The 18,676-nt window shown below is 51.9% G+C and carries 22 protein-coding genes and 1 riboswitch; of the genes, 20 read left to right on the forward strand and 2 right to left on the reverse strand.

What is annotated here, in order from left to right; translation table 11 throughout:
- Window positions 1-113 precede the first annotated feature (113 nt).
- From spoIIAA to sigF, 3 genes are read left to right on the forward strand one after another with little or no spacing between them, the layout of a single operon-like run.
- A complete protein-coding gene (gene spoIIAA / locus EV294_RS05580) occupies window positions 114-467 on the forward strand; it encodes an anti-sigma F factor antagonist (protein WP_132304578.1) in 354 nt (117 codons plus the stop codon).
- Window positions 467-910 (forward strand): anti-sigma F factor, encoded by a 444-nt coding sequence (gene spoIIAB / locus EV294_RS05585; RefSeq protein WP_132304580.1) that lies wholly within the window; start codon window positions 467-469, stop codon window positions 908-910. Before spoIIAA ends, spoIIAB begins: the two co-directional genes overlap by 1 nt.
- A 19-nt stretch (window positions 911-929) precedes the next feature.
- A complete protein-coding gene (gene sigF, locus EV294_RS05590; protein ID WP_132304582.1) occupies window positions 930-1,685 on the forward strand; it encodes an RNA polymerase sporulation sigma factor SigF in 756 nt (251 codons plus the stop codon).
- 96 nt (window positions 1,686-1,781) lie between these two features.
- Here the strand turns inward: sigF and EV294_RS05595 are convergent, their stop codons facing one another.
- Window positions 1,782-2,285 (reverse strand): P-loop NTPase family protein, encoded by a 504-nt coding sequence (locus EV294_RS05595; RefSeq protein WP_132304584.1) that lies wholly within the window; start codon window positions 2,283-2,285, stop codon window positions 1,782-1,784.
- Window positions 2,282-2,800 carry a DNA topology modulation protein gene (locus tag EV294_RS05600; protein ID WP_132304586.1) on the reverse strand — a complete coding sequence of 173 codons (519 nt, stop codon included), beginning with the start codon at window positions 2,798-2,800 and terminating at the stop codon, window positions 2,282-2,284. Before EV294_RS05600 ends, EV294_RS05595 begins: the two co-directional genes overlap by 4 nt.
- Before the next feature lie 166 nt (window positions 2,801-2,966).
- Between EV294_RS05600 and EV294_RS05605 the strand changes: the two genes are divergently transcribed.
- From EV294_RS05605 to EV294_RS05685, 17 genes are all read left to right on the forward strand, one after another.
- On the forward strand, window positions 2,967-3,617 hold the full coding sequence (locus tag EV294_RS05605; protein ID WP_132304588.1) for a stage V sporulation protein AA: 651 nt from the start codon (window positions 2,967-2,969) through the stop codon (window positions 3,615-3,617).
- Complete coding sequence (locus EV294_RS05610) at window positions 3,604-4,038, forward strand: stage V sporulation protein AB (protein WP_132304590.1); 435 nt, start codon at window positions 3,604-3,606, stop codon at window positions 4,036-4,038. The genes EV294_RS05605 and EV294_RS05610 overlap by 14 nt, the downstream gene beginning before the upstream one ends.
- A gap of 31 nt (window positions 4,039-4,069) precedes the next feature.
- Entirely contained in the window at window positions 4,070-5,710 is a 1,641-nt protein-coding gene (locus tag EV294_RS05615; RefSeq protein WP_132304592.1) for a spore germination protein, read from the forward strand.
- Between the two features lie 137 nt (window positions 5,711-5,847).
- Window positions 5,848-7,176, forward strand: coding sequence for a diaminopimelate decarboxylase (lysA, locus tag EV294_RS05620; RefSeq protein ID WP_132304594.1), 1,329 nt, complete (start codon window positions 5,848-5,850; stop codon window positions 7,174-7,176).
- Between the two features lie 54 nt (window positions 7,177-7,230).
- Window positions 7,231-7,662, forward strand: coding sequence for a peptidylprolyl isomerase (locus EV294_RS05625; protein WP_127494281.1), 432 nt, complete (start codon window positions 7,231-7,233; stop codon window positions 7,660-7,662).
- Between the two features lie 31 nt (window positions 7,663-7,693).
- Window positions 7,694-7,901, forward strand: a riboswitch (FMN riboswitch).
- 266 nt (window positions 7,902-8,167) lie between these two features.
- Entirely contained in the window at window positions 8,168-9,274 is a 1,107-nt protein-coding gene (gene ribD, locus EV294_RS05630; protein ID WP_132304596.1) for a bifunctional diaminohydroxyphosphoribosylaminopyrimidine deaminase/5-amino-6-(5-phosphoribosylamino)uracil reductase RibD, read from the forward strand.
- Between the two features lie 15 nt (window positions 9,275-9,289).
- Window positions 9,290-9,961 carry a riboflavin synthase gene (ribE, locus tag EV294_RS05635; protein ID WP_132304598.1) on the forward strand — a complete coding sequence of 224 codons (672 nt, stop codon included), beginning with the start codon at window positions 9,290-9,292 and terminating at the stop codon, window positions 9,959-9,961.
- 34 nt (window positions 9,962-9,995) lie between these two features.
- On the forward strand, window positions 9,996-11,153 hold the full coding sequence (gene ribB, locus EV294_RS05640) for a 3,4-dihydroxy-2-butanone-4-phosphate synthase (RefSeq protein ID WP_132304600.1): 1,158 nt from the start codon (window positions 9,996-9,998) through the stop codon (window positions 11,151-11,153).
- 45 nt (window positions 11,154-11,198) lie between these two features.
- The gene (ribH, locus tag EV294_RS05645; protein WP_015843951.1) at window positions 11,199-11,669 is read left to right on the forward strand and encodes a 6,7-dimethyl-8-ribityllumazine synthase; all 471 of its coding nucleotides are present in this window, start codon (window positions 11,199-11,201) and stop codon (window positions 11,667-11,669) included.
- Between the two features lie 76 nt (window positions 11,670-11,745).
- The gene (locus EV294_RS05650; protein ID WP_132304602.1) at window positions 11,746-12,525 is read left to right on the forward strand and encodes a segregation and condensation protein A; all 780 of its coding nucleotides are present in this window, start codon (window positions 11,746-11,748) and stop codon (window positions 12,523-12,525) included.
- On the forward strand, window positions 12,494-13,114 hold the full coding sequence (gene scpB / locus EV294_RS05655) for an SMC-Scp complex subunit ScpB (RefSeq protein WP_132304604.1): 621 nt from the start codon (window positions 12,494-12,496) through the stop codon (window positions 13,112-13,114). The genes EV294_RS05650 and scpB overlap by 32 nt, the downstream gene beginning before the upstream one ends.
- 224 nt (window positions 13,115-13,338) lie before the next feature.
- Window positions 13,339-14,334 carry a methionine ABC transporter ATP-binding protein gene (locus EV294_RS05660; RefSeq protein ID WP_132304606.1) on the forward strand — a complete coding sequence of 332 codons (996 nt, stop codon included), beginning with the start codon at window positions 13,339-13,341 and terminating at the stop codon, window positions 14,332-14,334.
- Window positions 14,331-15,008 (forward strand): methionine ABC transporter permease, encoded by a 678-nt coding sequence (locus EV294_RS05665; protein WP_132304608.1) that lies wholly within the window; start codon window positions 14,331-14,333, stop codon window positions 15,006-15,008. Before EV294_RS05660 ends, EV294_RS05665 begins: the two co-directional genes overlap by 4 nt.
- 45 nt (window positions 15,009-15,053) lie before the next feature.
- The gene (locus EV294_RS05670; RefSeq protein ID WP_132304610.1) at window positions 15,054-15,902 is read left to right on the forward strand and encodes a MetQ/NlpA family ABC transporter substrate-binding protein; all 849 of its coding nucleotides are present in this window, start codon (window positions 15,054-15,056) and stop codon (window positions 15,900-15,902) included.
- 181 nt (window positions 15,903-16,083) lie between these two features.
- Window positions 16,084-16,773 (forward strand): DUF2953 domain-containing protein, encoded by a 690-nt coding sequence (locus EV294_RS05675; protein ID WP_132304612.1) that lies wholly within the window; start codon window positions 16,084-16,086, stop codon window positions 16,771-16,773.
- Window positions 16,774-16,903: 130 nt separating this feature from the next.
- Window positions 16,904-17,377: a GerW family sporulation protein gene (gene ytfJ / locus EV294_RS05680; protein WP_132304614.1), complete on the forward strand. Its 474-nt coding sequence runs from the start codon at window positions 16,904-16,906 to the stop codon at window positions 17,375-17,377.
- A gap of 166 nt (window positions 17,378-17,543) precedes the next feature.
- Complete coding sequence (locus tag EV294_RS05685) at window positions 17,544-18,671, forward strand: D-alanyl-D-alanine carboxypeptidase family protein (protein WP_481856049.1); 1,128 nt, start codon at window positions 17,544-17,546, stop codon at window positions 18,669-18,671.
- The last annotated feature ends 5 nt before the right edge of the window (window positions 18,672-18,676 follow it).

Raw genomic sequence — 18,676 nt, forward strand, 5'->3', positions numbered from 1 at the left:
GTCAGCTTCTAGCGCTTCTCTTCTAGTTTTGTCGCCGTGCAGGAAACCTGGGGATTCGCGGAGAAATCGTAGTGCGATCCAATAGCGAAGCCCAAAGGAGTTGAACGGCGACAATGAGTCTGCAAGCAGAACTGGAGCATTACCGTAATGTATTGATCGTGCGTCTCCGCGGAGAACTTGACCATCATACGGCGGATATTGTCCGCAATAAGATGGAGGCGGAGATCATAAGAGGGGAAAGCCACCACATTATTCTAAGCCTGAAGGATCTGCAGTTTATGGACAGCTCCGGATTAGGCGTCATTTTGGGCAGATACAAGCAGATTCGCAGCAAAGGCGGCAAGATGGTCGTATGCGACGTGAACCCGAGTGTCTACCGCCTGTTTGAAATGTCGGGCTTGTTTAAGATAATGAGCATTTACGACAATGAAAGAATGGCGATTTCTAGTCTGGAGGTGGTCTCGTAATGGGACGCAACGAAATGACCTTATCCTTTAGCGCCCGGTCGGAAAATGAGGCTTTTGCCCGTATTGCGGTGGCATCTTTCGTATCGCAGCTGGACCCGACGCTTGAAGAGCTGAACGATTTGAAGACGGCTGTATCTGAAGCGGTTACGAATTCGATTATTCACGGATACGACAGCGACCCTGCCGGCAAGGTAAACATCGAAGCGTCTATCGACGGGGACGTAGTATCGATTGCGATTTGGGATAATGGCAAGGGGATCGAGGATTTGGAACTGGCGCGTCAGCCGCTTTTTACCTCCAAGCCGGAAATGGAACGTTCGGGCATGGGCTTTACGATTATGGAAAATTTCATGGACCGTTTTGATGTGACGAGTGAATTGGGCCAAGGTACGCGGGTATCGATGCTTAAGCGTATTGAATCGAAAAAAGCGCTGTATAACTAGCGTATAGGGGTTGAACCTCATGGATGTCGATTTGAAGCAAACGGCTCAGCCGTATTTGGATGATGCGGAAGTCAAGCGCTTGATAGCGTTAAGTCAATCCGGCGATACGCTCGCCCGGGATACGCTTGTTCAATGTAACATAAGATTGGTTTGGTCAGTCGTACAGCGGTTTATCAACCGCGGATACGAGCCGGAGGATTTGTTCCAAATCGGGTGTATCGGGCTGCTGAAGTCCGTCGATAAATTCGACCTGTCCTATGACGTGAAGTTCTCTACCTATGCGGTGCCGATGATTATCGGCGAGATTCAGCGCTTTTTGCGTGATGACGGTACGCTGAAGGTCAGTCGTTCACTCAAGGAGACGGCGAATAAAGTTCGGAAAATGAAGGATGAGCTGTCCAAGACGCTTGGCCGTCTGCCGACGGTCAGCGAAGTGGCGGATCGGCTTGGCATTACGCCGGAGGATGTGGTCTTCGCGCAGGAAGCGAACAAGCCGCCGACTTCCATTCACGAAACCGTATTCGAGAACGACGGCGATCCCATTACTCTCATGGATCAAATTGCGGACGACTCTCAGGAGCGCTGGTTCGACAAGCTTGCCTTGATCGAGGCGATTGAGGGCTTAAGCGAACGCGAGCGCCTGATCGTATACTTACGTTACTATAGGGATAAAACCCAATCCGAAGTCGCCAGCCGCTTGGGGATATCGCAGGTTCAGGTGTCGAGGTTGGAGAAGAAAATTTTGCAGTCCATACGCGAACAAATTGCCCAATGAAATGGAAATTTGTTCGTCGTAAATACGCGAACAAATTGCCCAATGCGCTCCTCATTTTGCTGAGGAGCGCATAAAGACCAAATGGCCGCCGCCTTTTCAAGGTGCCGCGAAGCCATTTGGTTTTTTCTTTTTTGTATCGCTCAAGCGGACAACTTTGTCTCCATGCTTCTGAAGCTTGCCTTCAAACGCGGTTTTATTCCGTTCAAAATCGCTCGTCCACTTGAGCATCATTCGGAGCATATAAAAATCAGGCTTGTAATGACTAGTCTCCAGGCCAAGCTTTTGTTTAGCGAAGCGGGAAAATATCCTCCATAGGCGCACCAAAATCGGTGTATCCACAAAAATAATCGTCTCTGCCAACCTGTACAGGTATTGGTAGGAATCCCGGTCCGTTCCCTCCAATATCCATGCTCCGTTACGGTCGATGTCCATAATCACCTCAAGCTGCTCTTCTGCCGTCCGCTTTGCTCTTCCCGTTTCAGTATGTTGATGAACAATAGCATCAAGCTCATACCAGGGAATATGAAGCTGCTCGGACAATTGCTTGGCAAGCGTCGTTTTGCCGCTGGCTACGATGCCGACAATAAATATTTTGTTCATTCCTTGTTTTTCCCCAAGCTGTTCAGAAAACGTTTAGCCTCGCCCGGCGATTTGAGGATCACGACTTTCTTTTCCCCGGACAATTGCTGAAGTTTGCTCATGATTTCAGGTCTCCTTGTATTCGGGTATTCCCATATCCACTTCAAAAATGGCAAATCGATTTTTTCCTTGCATCCGGGTCCCATATCCGGCCTGGTTTTGTTCCGGTATCGAATGGATCTTTTGATTGCGCGGTATAGGCATAACAGTCTCGGGAAATCGAGAAAAATGATCGTATCGGCGGCATTTAGCCGGATATCGAGCGTTCCTCCGTAATTTCCGTCGATGATCCAATCCTCACGTTTGACCAGCTCGTTTTGGACGATCATTTGCTCCTGCCGCGGTACGCCTACCCAATTGGGCTTCCAGAATAACGCATCCAGGTGAGTTACCTCCCGGTTAAGCGCTTGGCCAAGCTTTCGGGCCATGGTGGACTTGCCCGCTCCGCCCGATCCTATGATGGCAATCCGTTTCATTGCGTCCTCCCGAAGTTGTTTATGCTCTTTACTAATTCCATCCGGCGAAGGTTATTCCTTGCGGCAGTTTCAATTTATTACCTTTATAAGCATGACTATCCGCTATCTCCTTTTCTCATACTAACAGGGAAGTAAACCCTTAACGGGAACAAAGGAATGATGACAGATGGACGCAACTGAGCCATCCGCCCTCTATCTGCGACTTAAGAAGAAAGTAAGTATACGGCCGGAGCGCAGCGTAACGCTGGGACAGGTGTCCAGGCTGCTGGCGCCCAACGAGAAGCTGGAGCAAGAGCTTAACGAGCTTGTGCTGTACCGCCATCATAAAGGGGACGGGAACCGGGTTGTCATTGACCTGCTTCAGATCGTGCGGGTTGTGAGGGAAGCGGCGCCGGGACTGTCCGTGGAAGCCTACGGCGATCCGCAGGTACTTATCATGATATCCCCCAAACCCCAGAAGCCGCGTATTGTTGTGCTTGTGTTCGCATGGCTTTTGCTCTTTTTCGGAGCGGGACTTGCGATTATGAATTTCCACACGGATGTCAGCATGAAGGAGGTTCATATCCGGATTGTCGAGCTCCTGACCGGCAAGCGGACCGATCATCCTTTATGGTTCCAGATCCCGTATTCGATCGGAATCGGCCTAGGCATGATTCTGTTCTTTAACCATCTCTTCAAGAAGCGGTTCAACGAAGAGCCCAACCCTCTCGAGGTGGAGCTGTATACGTATCAGGAAAATGTAAATGCCTACGTTATTGCGGACGAAATGCGCAAAAAAAACCGGCAGCACGGAGAGCGGGGCGATGACGATGCGTGATTGGCTGATGCACTTGTTCGTGATGCTGCTCGGACTCTCAGGAGGTCTTGCCGTCGGCAGCGGACTTGTCGCGTTTCTGATCATTCTCGATCTGATCCCTAGGCTTGCCCAGATCGCTTACGCCTATCGCGTGTCCATATGGTTCGAGACGGCTGTCATTTGCGGTTCAATGTACTGGACCTTTGCCGATTTCATGGATTGGCGATTGACGCTGCCGAAGGCTTTTATTCTGACCGTTTCCGGTCTGATGACCGGTATGTTCGTCGGCATGCTGGCAGGAGCATTGACGGAGGTTATGAACGTGCTGCCGATTCTTGCGAAGCGAATGAATCTGTCCGATTATCTGGTGGGTCTTGTAATGGCAATGGTGCTTGGCAAAACACTGGGCTCTTTGTTCGATTGGCTGTATTTCCAGTGGTAGCAAGTAAAACAGACACGAAAGGACGATGACGATGACGGATCGGGAGAAGGACCGGGAACAAAATAACGGGAAGCCCCCGTTTATGTACATACCGGAAGCGCAAAAAAAAGAGGAGCAGGGAATGGCAATCCCGACTCCTCCTTTTGAATTAACGGGTCGCACGGTCAAGCATGGCCAGACTCTCGCGGGACATGAGAAAGCCGACGGCAAGGATGATGCGATTCCTGCAAGTCTGGACGAGGTTTTCGAGCGGCTGGAGAACGAAGTGGGGTATAAGGTAAGCTTCGATATCGTGGTGCGCGAAATGACGTTTGGGGAAAGGCGCGCCGCTTTTTTCTACATGAATGGCCTCGCCAAGGATACAATCCTGACCGAAGTTCTCAAACGGCTCACATATTTGCAGCCAGACGACGTTTCGGGCGACGCCTTTCATAATTTCCTTCATTTGTATGTGCCTGCCGCGCAGGTGGAAAAGAAGGATAAATGGAATGAGATGCTGACCTTCGTCTTATCCGGCGCCACAGCGATGTTTATTGACAAAGAACCGCATGCGATCATTATCGATGCGAAGGCTTTCCCGGCGCGCAATCCGGAGGAACCGACGCTTGAACGCGTTGTGCGCGGCAGCCGCGACGGCTTTGTGGAAACCATGATGATGAACGTCTCGCTTGTCCGCAGACGCCTCCGCGATCCGCAGCTCCGTTATGAGCTTGTCAGGGTCGGGGAACGCACGCAATCCGATATTTGCATTGCCTATATCAATGATCTGGCCGATCCGGAGCTGGTCAAATCGATCAAGGACAAAATCGAACTCGTGCATATAGACGGGCTGCCGCTAGCGGATAAGCAGTTGGAAGAAGCGACCGTGCAAAGGGGTTGGAATCCCTTTCCGCTTGTGAGATACTCGGAACGTCCCGATGTAGTCGCCGCCCATCTGCTGGAAGGCTCCGTGGTCGTGTTTGTGGACACTTCGCCAAGCGCCATGATATTGCCGACTACCTTTTTTGATCTAATCCAGCACGCGGAGGAGAACCGGCAGACTCCGTTTATCGGAACCTACCTGCGGTGGGTTCGTTTTCTCGGGATTTTCTCCTCGTTGTTCCTGCTGCCTTTATGGCTCCTGTTCGTGGTTCATCCCGAGCTGAAGCCTCAGGCTCTAACCTTCCTGGGGCCGGAAAAAGTCGGCAAGCTGCCGCTGATCGTGCAGTTTCTGATCGTGGAGGTCGGCGTTGATCTCATGAGGCTCGCTTCGGTGCATACGCCGTCAACGCTGGCAACCGCCGTCTCCCTCGTTGCGGCCATCATGGTTGGCGATATAGCGGTCAAAACCGGGCTGTTCATCAATGAAGTTATTCTCTACATGGCTATTGCCGCCGTGGGGATGTTCGCTACGCCAAGCTATGAGCTTGGGCTTGCCAACCGGATTGTCAGGCTTGTGCTGATCATTGCTGTCACCCTGTTTAACGCTCCGGGGTTTATTATCGCAACAACCGCGATTCTGATGATGCTGTGCATGCAGCGTTCGTTCAACCGTCCGTATATGTGGCCGTTTATTCCGTTTGATTACAGAGCGATGTGGAACATCATCGTAAGGAAGCCGGTGCTCAAAAACCGGACTCGTCCCAACCTTCTCCGCCCGCAGCAAAGCGACAAAATGCCGCGTACCGATTAGAGGCCAAGAAATACAAATCAAATGTGAATTTATCCATTTCTCTCAAGGTTAGATTGCGATATACTGTGGCTATTGGTACAAATCGCAATCAACTTCTATTACGTCCTGTAGTAGATATCTGAGGGGGAACATCATTCGTGTACTTACATGGCACAAGCAAAATTAATGCCCGAGGACATTTGGAGATTGGCGGAGTTGATGTAACGGATCTGGCGAAGGAATACGGCACGCCGCTCTACATCGTCGACGAGACGCTTATTCGTCAACGGGCAAATGAATACGTAAACGCATTTAAGGAATCCGGCCTGAAATTCCAGGTTGCCTACGCAAGCAAAGCATTCTCGGTTATGGCCATGTGCGCGATTGCCGATCAAGAGGGCTTGTCGCTCGACGTTGTGTCCGACGGGGAGCTGTATACGGCTTTGCAGGCAGGATTTCCGGCAGCCCGCATCCATTTCCACGGCAACAACAAAACGCCGGACGAAATCAACATGGCGCTTGATGCCAATATCGGATGCTTCGTCGTAGACAACTTTGTCGAGCTGCACCTGTTAAATGCGCTAGCCGCAAACAAGGGCAAAAAAGTTAAAATTCTGTTCCGGATTACGCCGGGCGTGGAAGCTCATACGCATGAATATATTTCGACCGGCCAGGAAGACTCGAAGTTTGGCTTTGACCTTGGCAACGGTGCCGCGAAGCAGGCCATCCGTGAAGCGCTCGAGCTCTCGAATCTCGAAATTTTGGGCGTGCATTCCCATATTGGCTCCCAAATTTTCGAAGTTGACGGCTTCCGCATGGCAGTGGATAAAGTTGTGGCTTTCGCCGTTCAAATCCGCGACGAGCTTGGGCTTACCTTCAAGGTCATTAACCTTGGCGGCGGCTTCGGCATCCGTTATGTGGAAGGCGACACTCCGCTTCCGGTAGCCCAATACGTGGCTGCCATTACCGACGCGGTGATTTCGAATTTCTCGGCCGCTAACTTCCCGCTGCCCGAAATTTGGGTTGAGCCGGGCCGCAGCATCGTCGGCGACGCAGGCACAACGCTGTACACCGTTGGCACAATGAAAGATATTCCGGGCGTACGCAAATATATCGCGGTGGACGGCGGCATGATGGATAACCCTCGTCCGGCGCTGTATCAATCGCGTTACGAAGCGATTTTGGCGAACCGCGCGAACGAAGCGGCTACGGAAACCGTTACGATCGCAGGCAAAGCATGCGAAAGCGGCGACAAGCTTATTATCGACCTTGAGCTGCCGAAAGCGGAAACGGGCGACTTGCTCGCCGTCTCCTGCACGGGCGCTTATAACTACTCGATGGCGAGCAACTACAACCGTTTCCGCCGTCCTGCCGTTGTCTTCGTGAAAGACGGCCAATCCGACCTCGTTGTGCAGCGCGAATCGCTCGAAAATATCGTCGGCAACGACGTAATTCCGGCTAGACTTCTCAAATCGCTTGCTAAGTGAGGGAGATTTTTGGTAACGTAGTCTTATTCGGACATAGAAAGGTAGATGTTAGACATGGCTAAACAAGCAAAAATCACACTTGAGAACGGCGCAGAGGTTATTCTCGATCTGTTCGACCAAGATGCTCCAAATACGGTAGCAAACTTCGAAAAGCTTGCAAACGAAGGCTTCTATAACGGCGTGGTATTCCACCGCGTTATTCCAGGTTTCGTTGCGCAAGGCGGCTGCCCTAACGGCACAGGCACTGGCGGTCCCGGCTACACCATCAATTGCGAGATCAACCCGAACAAGCATGAACGCGGTACGCTCGCAATGGCACACGCAGGCCGCAACACAGGCGGAAGCCAGTTCTACATCTGCTATCAACCACAGCCGCATCTTGACGGCCAACATACCGTATTTGGCAAAGTTGCTAAAGGCATGGAGCATGTTGACGCGTTCAAAGGACGCGATAAAATGCAAAAGGTTGAAGTTTACGAAGTTTAATGTTAAGATACTAACAAATTTATAGTTTGTGGCTTACCTTCGGGGCAGGGTGAAAATCCCAACCGGCGGTGATCGAGCGGCGCTAGCACAACAGGAATCACCTGCGTGCGGCGCTTACTCGTCAGTCCGTGACCCGGGCCGTCCCGCGCAAGAGCGATTCATCGCATTGCGAGGGAAGGAACGGTGGACCTGGTGCAATTCCGGGACCGACAGTATAGTCTGGATGGGAGAAGGGGACACATTCGATGCGTTTGCGCATAAGCGTTCATGCTTATTTTTCTTGTGCTTATTTTCACAAGTTGAATGGGTTTGTTTGAAATATAAGAAAAGTATAGGTTGTTTATATTTTTTATACTGGACTTGTATTTCATCCGCGAAACGCTTGCGGTTCTCTATGGGGGCCGCAATGCCGTTTGCGTGTGAACAGTTTCTTTTTGCAGGCATGGAATGGTTATTTTTCCCACCCCCGTTGGCTAAGCTGGCTAATGGGGGTGTTTTTGCATTTATGGAAATTTTAAACGATTCGTATTATATGAGTCTTGCTCTTGAGCTCGCGGCTAAAGCCTCCGGGCAGACCGGCATTAATCCGGTTGTGGGCTGCGTAGTCGTGAAGGATGGACGAATTATTGGCGTTGGCACCCATCTTAAACGGGGAACGGGTCACGCAGAGGTGCACGCGCTTCAGATGGCCGGCGACGATGCGGAAGGGGCGACGGTGTACGTCACGCTTGAGCCGTGCAGCCATTACGGCAAAACGCCGCCATGCTGCGAACGCATTATCAATGCGAAGGCCGCCCGCGTCGTGGTGGCAACCACGGATCCGAATCCGCAGGTTGCGGGCAGAGGGATTGCTCGTCTCCGGGAGGAAGGCATCGAGGTCGAGGTTGGTTTGCTTGAAGAGCAATCCCGGAGCATGAACGAGAAATTCAACAAGTACATTACGACCCGGCTGCCTTTCGTCACGCTGAAGACGGCTAGCACGCTGGATGGAAAAATCGCCTCCCATACCGGAGACAGCCGCTGGATTACCGGGTCGGCCGCCCGCGAACAAGTGCATACGCTGCGCCATCAGCATGAGGCGATCATGGTGGGCATCGGTACGTTGCTGGCGGATGATCCTCAGCTGACGACCCGAGCGGCCGTTCCCGCGATTCATCCGGTTCGGATTATCGTGGACAGTCAGCTTCGCCTGCCGCTGGACGCTAGAGTCGTGACGGACGGCTTGTCCCGCACGATCGTACTCGCTTCCGCGAAGGCCGATCCGGCTCGCGAGAAGGTGCTGACCGAAGCCGGCGTTGAAGTCATCCGCTGCGGCGACGGGAAGCAGGTTGACCTGGCTGAAGCGATGCGCAAGCTTGGCGAGCTGGAGATTGGTTCGATTCTCCTGGAAGGCGGCGGCAAGCTGAACGGTGCCATGCTGGAGGCCGGATTAATCGATAAGATAATGATCTACATGGCAACCAAGATTATCGGCGGCTTTGACTCCCCCGGCACCTTTACGTTCGCCGGGTTCGAGAAAATGTCGCAAGCCATTGAACTTGACCATGTTAAGGTAGAGATGGCGGGAGAAGATATTTGCATATCGGGATATCCGGTATACGGTAATGAATAGATTGGGGGAGTGCCCGTGTTTACCGGCCTGATTGAGGAAGTTGGCACTTTAAGACGGGTTAAGAAACAAGGCGAGGCGATGGTTCTGACGGTGGAAGCATCAAAGATTACGGAAGGGGTTGCCCTCGGCGACAGCATTTCCGTTAACGGCGTATGCTTAACCGTGATCGCCTTCGACCGCACGTCGTTTGATGCGGATGTCATGCCGGAGACCTACCGGAAGTCCAATCTGCATCAGCTCCGGCCGGGTCAGGACGTGAATCTGGAGCGCGCGATGATGGCCGGCGGCCGGTTCGGCGGACACATCGTGCAGGGGCATGTCGACGGAGTTGGCATCATCACCGGACGCGAGACGGATGCGAATGCGGTTGTTTTCGCCATTCGGCTGTCTGACGACGAAATGATGCGTTATGTCATTCCGAAGGGCTCTATAACGATTGACGGGATCAGCTTAACGGTGGTTGGCACCCATGCCGCTGGCTTTTCGGTATCGGTCATCCCGCATACGTTGGGGGAAACCGCGCTGATGAACAAGAAAGCCGGCGATTCTGTCAATATCGAATGCGACGTCATCGGCAAATACGTCGATCATCTGCTGCATTACAAGCCTGCGGGCAGATCAGGCTCTGCCGGGCATACAGAGTCTAAGCTTAGCGCAGCCTTTTTGAGCGAGAACGGTTTTTTATAATACAAGGGTAACCGGATAGCAGGGAGGGAAATTGATGAATAGACAAGAGCTGGAACTGCAAGAAAATGTGTTTGACTCGATGGCGGCCGCGCTGGAGGATTTGAAGGCCGGCAAGCCGATTATCGTGGTGGATGACGAGGACCGCGAGAACGAGGGGGACTTGATCGCCCTGGCGGAGACCGCGTCACCCGAAGTTATCAATTTCATGATAACCGAAGCCCGCGGCCTGGTGTGCGTCCCGATCACGCGGGAGCGCGCCGAGCAGCTTGATCTGCCGCCGATGGTTCAGCACAACACGGACTATCACGGAACGGCTTTTACGGTATCGGTGGATCACGTGTCCACGACGACGGGGATCTCGGCCTATGAACGCTCGCAGACAGTCAAGGCATTGATTGATCCGGCGACCAAGGCAACGGATTTCCGCAAGCCGGGGCATATTTTCCCGCTGGTTGCGAAGGATGGCGGCGTCATTCGCCGCGCCGGTCATACGGAAGCCGGCATCGACCTTGCCCGCATGTGCGGATCGGAGCCTGCGGCAGTCATTTGCGAGATTATTAAAGAGGACGGGACGATGGCCCGCCTTCCCGATCTGATCGCTTTCAAGGAAAAGCATAACCTGAAGCTGATCACGATCCAAGGAATGATTGCTTACCGCAACGCCATGGAGAAGCTTGTTGACCGCATCGTGGAGGTCGACATGCCGACGGACTTCGGTCACTTCCGGGCGATTGCCTTCTCGAACCAGGCTGACGGCAAAGAGCATATCGCGTTCGTTAAAGGTAAGATAGACGGGGAGAAGCCGGTTCTGGTTCGCGTGCATTCGGAATGCCTGACCGGGGATGTTTTCCATTCGCATCGCTGTCAATGCGGTCCGCAGCTGCAATCGGCGCTTGAGCGAATCAATGAGGAAGGCAGCGGCATTCTTCTCTATATGCGTCAGGACAGTCAAGGGCTTGTTAACAAGCTGAAGACTTACGCCCAGCTCGATCAAGGGGCGGACAAGGAAGAGGCCAAGCCAAAGATGGATCTTCGCGATTACGGCGTAGGAGCGCAAATTTTGCGAGACCTTGGCGTCCGCCAGATGCGATTGCTTACGAATAACCCCCGCAAGATCAGAGGCCTCGAGGGCCATGGAATCGAAATCGTGGAACGGGTACCGATTGAAATTCGCGAAGGCGGCAAGAAGTAATCAAGCCAAATAAAAATTTGACCTTACAAACCAGGAGGGCTTAACATGCCAAACGTATTTGAAGCAAGCGTAGTATCGGAAGGACTTCGATTTGGAGTAGTTGTAGGACGTTTTAACGAGTTTATTTCGGGGAAGCTGCTGAGCGGTGCGCTTGACGGCTTCAAACGCCACGGCGCGCAAGACAACGATGTGGATATCGCTTGGGTGCCAGGCGCCTTTGAAATTCCGCTTATCGCGCAAAAAATGGCGGAAAGCGGAAAGTACGACGCCGTTATTACGCTTGGCGCCGTTATCCGGGGATCAACTCCGCACTTTGACTACGTGTGCAACGAAGCGGCAAAAGGCGTAGCCGCAATCGCTCTGAAAACAGGCGTGCCAACGATTTTTGGCGTTCTGACGGTGGATTCGATCGAGCAAGCCATTGAGCGCGCGGGCACAAAAGCGGGAAATAAAGGCTATGAAGCGGCTGTTTCTGCAATAGAGATGGCAAATTTGTCGAAATTACTGCATAATTAGAGTAATCGCTCAAATTATGCTGCGTTACTTGTTATAGGACGTCAGCCATTTGCGCATGGCAGGGGGATCGTAAGAAGTGACGATGCACTACAAGTTGGAATCCTTTGAGGGACCGCTCGATTTGCTGCTTCATCTTATCGATAAGTCAGAAATCGACATCCATGAGGTTTCGATTAGTGAAATAACGGATCAATACATGGATTACTTGAATGCGATGAAGGAATTGGAGCTGGAGCTGACAAGCGAGTTCCTTGTTATGGCGGCAACGCTGCTGGCCATCAAGAGCAATCAGCTGCTGCCCAAACCTCCCGTATTCGAGGACTTCTATGAAGAATGGCCGGATGACGGCCTTGATCCGAGGGACGAGCTTATTCAGAAGCTGGTCGAATATCGTAAATTCAAGCAAATTGCAGAGCAGCTTCGGGAGAAGGAGCTGGAGCGCAGCCTTATCTATTCCCGCGAGCCGGACGATATGACGCCGTATATGAAAGAAGAGATCGTCAATCCGCTCGAGGGGCTGCATATCTCCGATCTGATTGCCGCATTCCAGCGGGCGCTGCGCCGAGCCGCGCGACGCAACATTGTGGCAACCGTGCAGAGGGACGAAATCTCGGTTAAGGACCGGATTCGGGACATTGTTGAGGTTCTGAAGCAGTTCGAGACCGTACGGTTTTCCCGTCTGATCCGCGAGAATATGAACAAGCATGAGGTTGTTGTGACGTTCCTTGCCATTCTGGAGCTGATGAAGATGAAACATATTCGCTGCTTCCAGCATCAGCTGTTTGATGACATCGTCATTCATTGGAGAGGAGAAGCGGCGGACCATGGATTATCCGAAGTTGAAATCGATTATTGAAGGCCTGTTGTTTATGGCAGGCGACGAAGGACTAAACAAACGGCAGCTGGCCGATATTTTGCAGCTTGACGCCGATCTGGCGGCCGATCTTGTGTATGACCTTCACAGGGATTTGGCTCGCGAGCAGCGCGGGGTGCAGGTAACGGAGGTAGCCGGAGCTTACCGGATGACCACCAATCCGGATCACGCCGCTTACTTTGAACGGATGGCGTATACGCCGACGCGTTCCCAGCTGTCGCAGGCTGCCCTCGAGACCTTGTCCATTGTGGCATACCGCCAACCGATTACCCGCATCGACATTGAGGAGATTCGGGGCGTCAAGAGCGACCGGGCGATTCAATCGCTTGTGTCAAAGGACTTAATTGAAGAGGTCGGACGGGCCGAAGCGATCGGCAGACCGATTTTGTACGGAACAACGAAATCATTCCTCGATTATTTTGGTTTGCCGAATATCAAAGCTTTGCCTGAGCCTAAACAAGTCGATATCGAAGAGGCGCTCGAGGAACAGACGCAAATGCTGTTCGAGCGTTTGGGCGAACGCCAGACGACGATTGACGAGTTTATTCCGGTTCATGACGATCAGGAATAACTCGACATTCCGATTTTTCTAAAGAATGGTCTAAGTGTTGAACAATTGGTCCGTTATTTCCCGCAGAAGCGGGATAACGGACCTTTTTACTTTTTTATCTAGTGACAATTCCGTTGAAAGTTGGTTATAATGACGGTTGTTCTTTTTTTATGAATAGGATGAACCTGTTTGTTCAGGGGATTCTAGCTGTAACGTCATACGATGGATAGCAGGAGGTAATACCACTGATTGAGCTTCTGGACATAAGAAAAACTTACGGGAATAGCATTGAAGCAGTTAAAAATATAAGCCTGACCATTCATAAAGGTGAAATATTCGGCATTATCGGACATTCCGGGGCAGGTAAAAGCACCTTGCTCCGCTGCGTGAATTTGCTGGAGCGCCCGACTTCGGGGACGGTGAAGGTAGGCGACGTGGAGCTGACCCGGCTGTCGTCCACGCAGCTGCAGAAGGAACGCCGTAGAATCGGAATGATTTTTCAGCATTTTAATCTCTTGACGATGGCGACGGTACGCGATAATGTCGCGTTCCCGCTAGAGCTTGCGAAGATGCCGAGGGCGGCAGTCAAGGAACGGGTCGACGAGCTGCTGAAGCTGGTCGGGCTGGAGCAGCACGCGGATAAATATCCGGCGCAGCTTTCCGGCGGTCAGAAGCAGCGCGTGGGGATCGCCAGAGCGCTGGCGAACAATCCGGATGTGCTGCTATGCGACGAGGCTACCTCGGCGCTTGATCCGCAGACGACAAACGCGATTCTGTCGCTTCTGATGGACATTAATCAAAAGCTGGGCATTACGATTCTGCTGATTACGCACGAGATGCACGTTATCCGCGCGATTTGCGACCGCGTTGCCGTTATCGACGGCGGCGAGATCGTCGAGATGGGGGATGTCTTGGATGTCTTCCTGAAGCCGCAGCATCCGATTACGAAGGATTTTGTCAGCCAAATCGCGGATTCCTTCGATCCGCGGGAGCTTATCAACACGAGAAGCGGGCGTCTTATCAAAATCAATTACGTTGGCCAGATTACGTACGAGCCGCTGCTGTTTAACGCGGTCAAATCTACCTCCGTTGAATTTACGATCCTGCAAGGAACCGTCTCCCGCATGAAGAATACGCCTTACGGACAGCTGGTTATCGAGTTTATCGGCGATAACGGAGAGATTGACAGGGTGCTTGACGAGCTGCGGGCGAAAGGGCTGGAAGTAGGTGATTTGAAATGATGCTGAAGCAGAACATAGACTGGAGCCAAGTGCGCTGGGAGGATATTTGGCCCGCAACCAAGGATACTTTGACGATGATTGGCGCTTCGCTGTTATTCACCGTCATTCTCGGTTTGTTAATCGGGATTATCCTTTTCCTGACCTCCCGAAAGCAGCTGCTTGAACAGCCTGTCGTGTACGGCTTGCTATCGCTTGTTGTTAATATCCTGCGGTCGGTACCGTTTGTTATCCTGATGATTCTGATCATGCCGTTTACGAAGGTGCTGACCGGTACGACGCTAGGCGTACAGGGCACGATTCCGCCGCTTGTCGTTGCGGCAGCGCCGTTTTTCGCCAGATTGGTGGAAACATCTCTCCGCGAGGTGGATAAGGGCGTTATCGAGGCCGCGCAGGCTATGGGCGCTTCCAGATGGGATATCGTCAGACGCGTCCTGCTGCTTGAAGCAAGACCGGGCTTGCTGGCCGGAATTACGATTACGGCGGTTACGCTTGTATCTTATACGGCGATGGCAGGCGTGATTGGCGGCGGCGGTCTAGGTGACCTGGCCTTGCGTTATGGTTATCAAAGATTCCAGCTGAGCGTTATGATCGTTACGGTTTTAATGCTTATTATTTTGGTTCAACTCCTGCAGATGGCAGGCGACCATTTGGTTCGCCGGTTTAGCCGGAAGTAAGGTGGACATCATAGAAGCAACATACAGAAGATGGAGGAAAGGGAAATGAAGAAATTTGGTTTTATCCTGCTTGCCCTTACGCTTGTCATTGCGTTATCCGCATGCGGCGCTAAGAAGGAAGAGAACAACGCGAACAATACTTCGGCAGGGAGCGGCGGCAACGAAGTAAAAGAAGTCACCTTGAAGGTTGGCGCAACGCCGGTGCCGCACGCGGAAATTCTTAATTTCATCAAGCCTGCCTTGAAGGAACAAGGCATTAACCTTGAAGTCATGGAATTCAACGACTATGTTCAGCCGAATACGCAATTGTACGAGAAAGAACTGGACGCAAACTTCTTCCAGCATACGCCGTACCTTGATCAATTCAACAAAGACAAGGGTTACGACCTTGTAAGCGTTGCGGGCGTTCACATTGAGCCAATGGGCGCCTATTCCAAAAAAATCAAAAGCGCGGATGAACTGAAAGACGGCGCAAAAGTGGTTATTCCAAACGACCCGACAAACGGAGGCCGCGCTCTCCAACTGCTTGCCGCTAACAATGTGATCAAGCTGAAAGACGGTGTAGGCGTATCCGCAACCGTACACGATATTACCGAAAATCCGAAAAACCTGAAAATTACGGAAGTAGAAGCAGCAACTCTTCCGCGCGTTTTGGGTGAAGTCGATCTTGCTTTGATCAACTCCAACTTCGCGCTTGAGGCGGATCTTGTACCTACGAAGGACGCAATCTTTATCGAAGGCAGCGACTCGCCTTACGTGAATATTCTGGTTGCCCGTCCGGACAACAAGGATTCCGACGCGATCAAGAAGCTGGCTGCGGCCCTGCAATCGCCGGATGTGAAGAAATTTATCGAAGACAAATACGAAGGCGCAATTGTTCCTGCGTTTAAATAATCCAGACCGCCAAAAAACCGTGCAGATTAATCTGTACGGTTTTTTTGTCTATCAATCTAGTAGATTACCGACTTCCCCGACTGTCCCTAAGGATCCTTGCATCCCGTTTTTTTGCATGAATTTCGCTAGCCAAGCCATACTACAAGTAACCTATTTTTCATAAAGCTGGAGGAAGCATGGAATGATCGGTTATCCGTATATTTGGGTACTCGCGGCCGGTCTCATTATTGTGCTTTTCCTTCTCATTGCCTTGGTATCGCCTGTCGTGATCCAAGGAGAGATGAGACGCGATGGGGAAAATGACGACATCGAGATCAATTTCAAAGCGCTCTTCGGATTACTGCGCTATAAGTTCAAGATTCGCTCAATTGATTTCAGCGGCAAAGCGATCCGTCTGCAAGAGCATTTAATGGGTACAAGCATTGGCATGAGCAGCAAGGACGAGAAGAAGGATGAAATCGACACTCACCGCGTAATGGCTGGAATCGAGAAATATAAGCGCGCCGCGGCATTGACGTACAACCTCTCTCATTGGGCAAAACAAACGCTGGCGAAGGTCAGGCTGGAGGAGTGGAAATGGACCAGTGCCGTAGGCACGGGTGATGCGATGTGGACGGCAATGGCTACGGGCGCGCTGTGGTCGGTAAAAACAACGACCTTAGGCGTGCTGTCCCAATTCGTGAAGCTGAGGGCCGAGCCGAGAGTGGATGTGCAGCCTGTATACGCGCAAGCTTGCTTCCGAACGGAATGGACCTGTATCGCCAAGATTGGACTAGGCAATGCCGTCATGGCCGGCTTGCACCTGCTTGTGCGCCTGAGAAATGCAAAAGAGGGCGTACAGGCTTGGAGAAACTTGCTTTTTAAGGCATAAACGCTTGTGTAATTTGAGGCTGCGGTTCGTTTCGTACATAGTCCGTACCTGGGATGAGCACAATACCAAAAGTGTAGGCGAGTCCTCATCCTTAACGCACAAACACAATTTAACTTCAGGAGGAGTCACAATGCCAGAACATCCGATTCAAGGCCTTATGCAGACCGCAATGGAAAATATCAAAGAGATGGTCGATGTCAACACGATCGTCGGAGATCCCGTTCAAACGCCGGACGGCAGCATCATTATGCCGATCTCCAAAGTCGGCTTCGGCTTCGTGGCGGGCGGCAGCGATATACGCTACGACGGTTCTGCCACGCATGATCACACTTCGTCGTCGGACGGCCATAACCATCATAATGCCGGAGCTGCGGGGCCGTTTGGCGGCGGCAGCGGCGGCGGCGTTTCGATTACTCCAATCGCATTTCTGGTCGTTGGTACGCATGGCGTGAAGATTGTGCCGCTTGACAACCAAACGCATCTGATGGAGCGCATCATCGATTCGGCTCCTGTCGTATTCGATAAAGTGCAGCATATGTTCAGGACATCAGCCGCCAAGCATGACCATGACTATATCACAGACGGTAACGACACCCTCATCTAGGGAAACTGCCCGCAAGGGCAGTTTTTCGTTTTGGGGCATGTCTTAATTTGCCCATTCCGAGCATATACTGTACAAGGTGAGGGCTGACGATAGGAAAGGAGCAGCGAAAGACGTGATAGGAAGACAGCTTCGCCGGATAGGAATCGCCTTAGGGGCAGCAAGTTTGATCTGGGGGACAAGCTTTACGGCATTCGTGCACGCGGCGCCGAAACCTTACCATACAAGCGCGAATGCTTCTGCGCTGGTTGATGTGAAATCGGGGAGAATTCTGTACAGCGAAAATGGAGACCAATCGATGCGGATTGCCAGTCTCACGAAAATCATGACCGCAATCGTCGCAATCGAGCACGGTAAGCTGTCGGATCAAGTGAAGACGAGCAGCAGAGCGGTAGGCAAAGAGGGCTCTTCCATTTATCTGCAGCTGGGGGAGGAAATGACCCTTCTCAATATGCTATACGGACTTATGCTGCGTTCGGGCAATGATGCGGCAACGGCAATCGCCGAGCATGTAGGGGGCTCGGAGGAAGGCTTTGTCCACCTCATGAACGAGAAAGCCGAGATGCTTGGTTTAACCCATACCCAATTCCAAAACCCGCATGGCCTTGATGTAGACGGACATTACTCGTCTGCCAACGACCTTGCGAAACTGACGGCATACGCGCTTCGGAATCCGGTATTTGCCGAAATCGTGAGCACGAAGGTCAAAAGTGTTCCGAATCCTCATGAGAAATGGCAATACAGCTGGACCAACAAGAACAAAATGCTGGCTATGTACGAAGGTGCGGATGGCGTTAAGACCGGTTATACCAAAAAAGCGCTGCGCTGTCTGGTCAGCTCGGCGACGAAAAACGGTCAGCAGCTGGCTGCGGTTACATTGAACGACCGGGATGACTGGATCGATCACCGTCACATGCTTGATTGGGGCTTTAAGCATTATCCGCTGGTGGAAGTGGCAAGCAAGGGTCAGACGATTGCCGGATATCCGTTAGCGGTGGGGAATTCCTTCTATTATCCGCTAGCCGAAGAGGAACGGGGCAGTCTGCAATCAAGGCTGGTCGTTCTTGATATGGCTACGATGAACTATAAGCTTGGGGAACGCGGTGCGCTTGAATGGTATTTGAACGGTCAGAAAATCGGATCCATTCCTGTTTACGATATCGGCAGTGCCAGAATGAGCTTGCCGGAACGCAAGCCGCAGTCGGATGCCGCATTGCTTCTCGATTACAAAAAAGCTTCCAGAGAGCATGAAAGCTTCATCCATTCGATAACTGCTGTTATCGGTGCACTATTTTGAAATAC

This window comes from Paenibacillus sp. BK033 (assembly GCF_004345425.1).
Lineage (GTDB): Bacteria > Bacillota > Bacilli > Paenibacillales > Paenibacillaceae > Pristimantibacillus.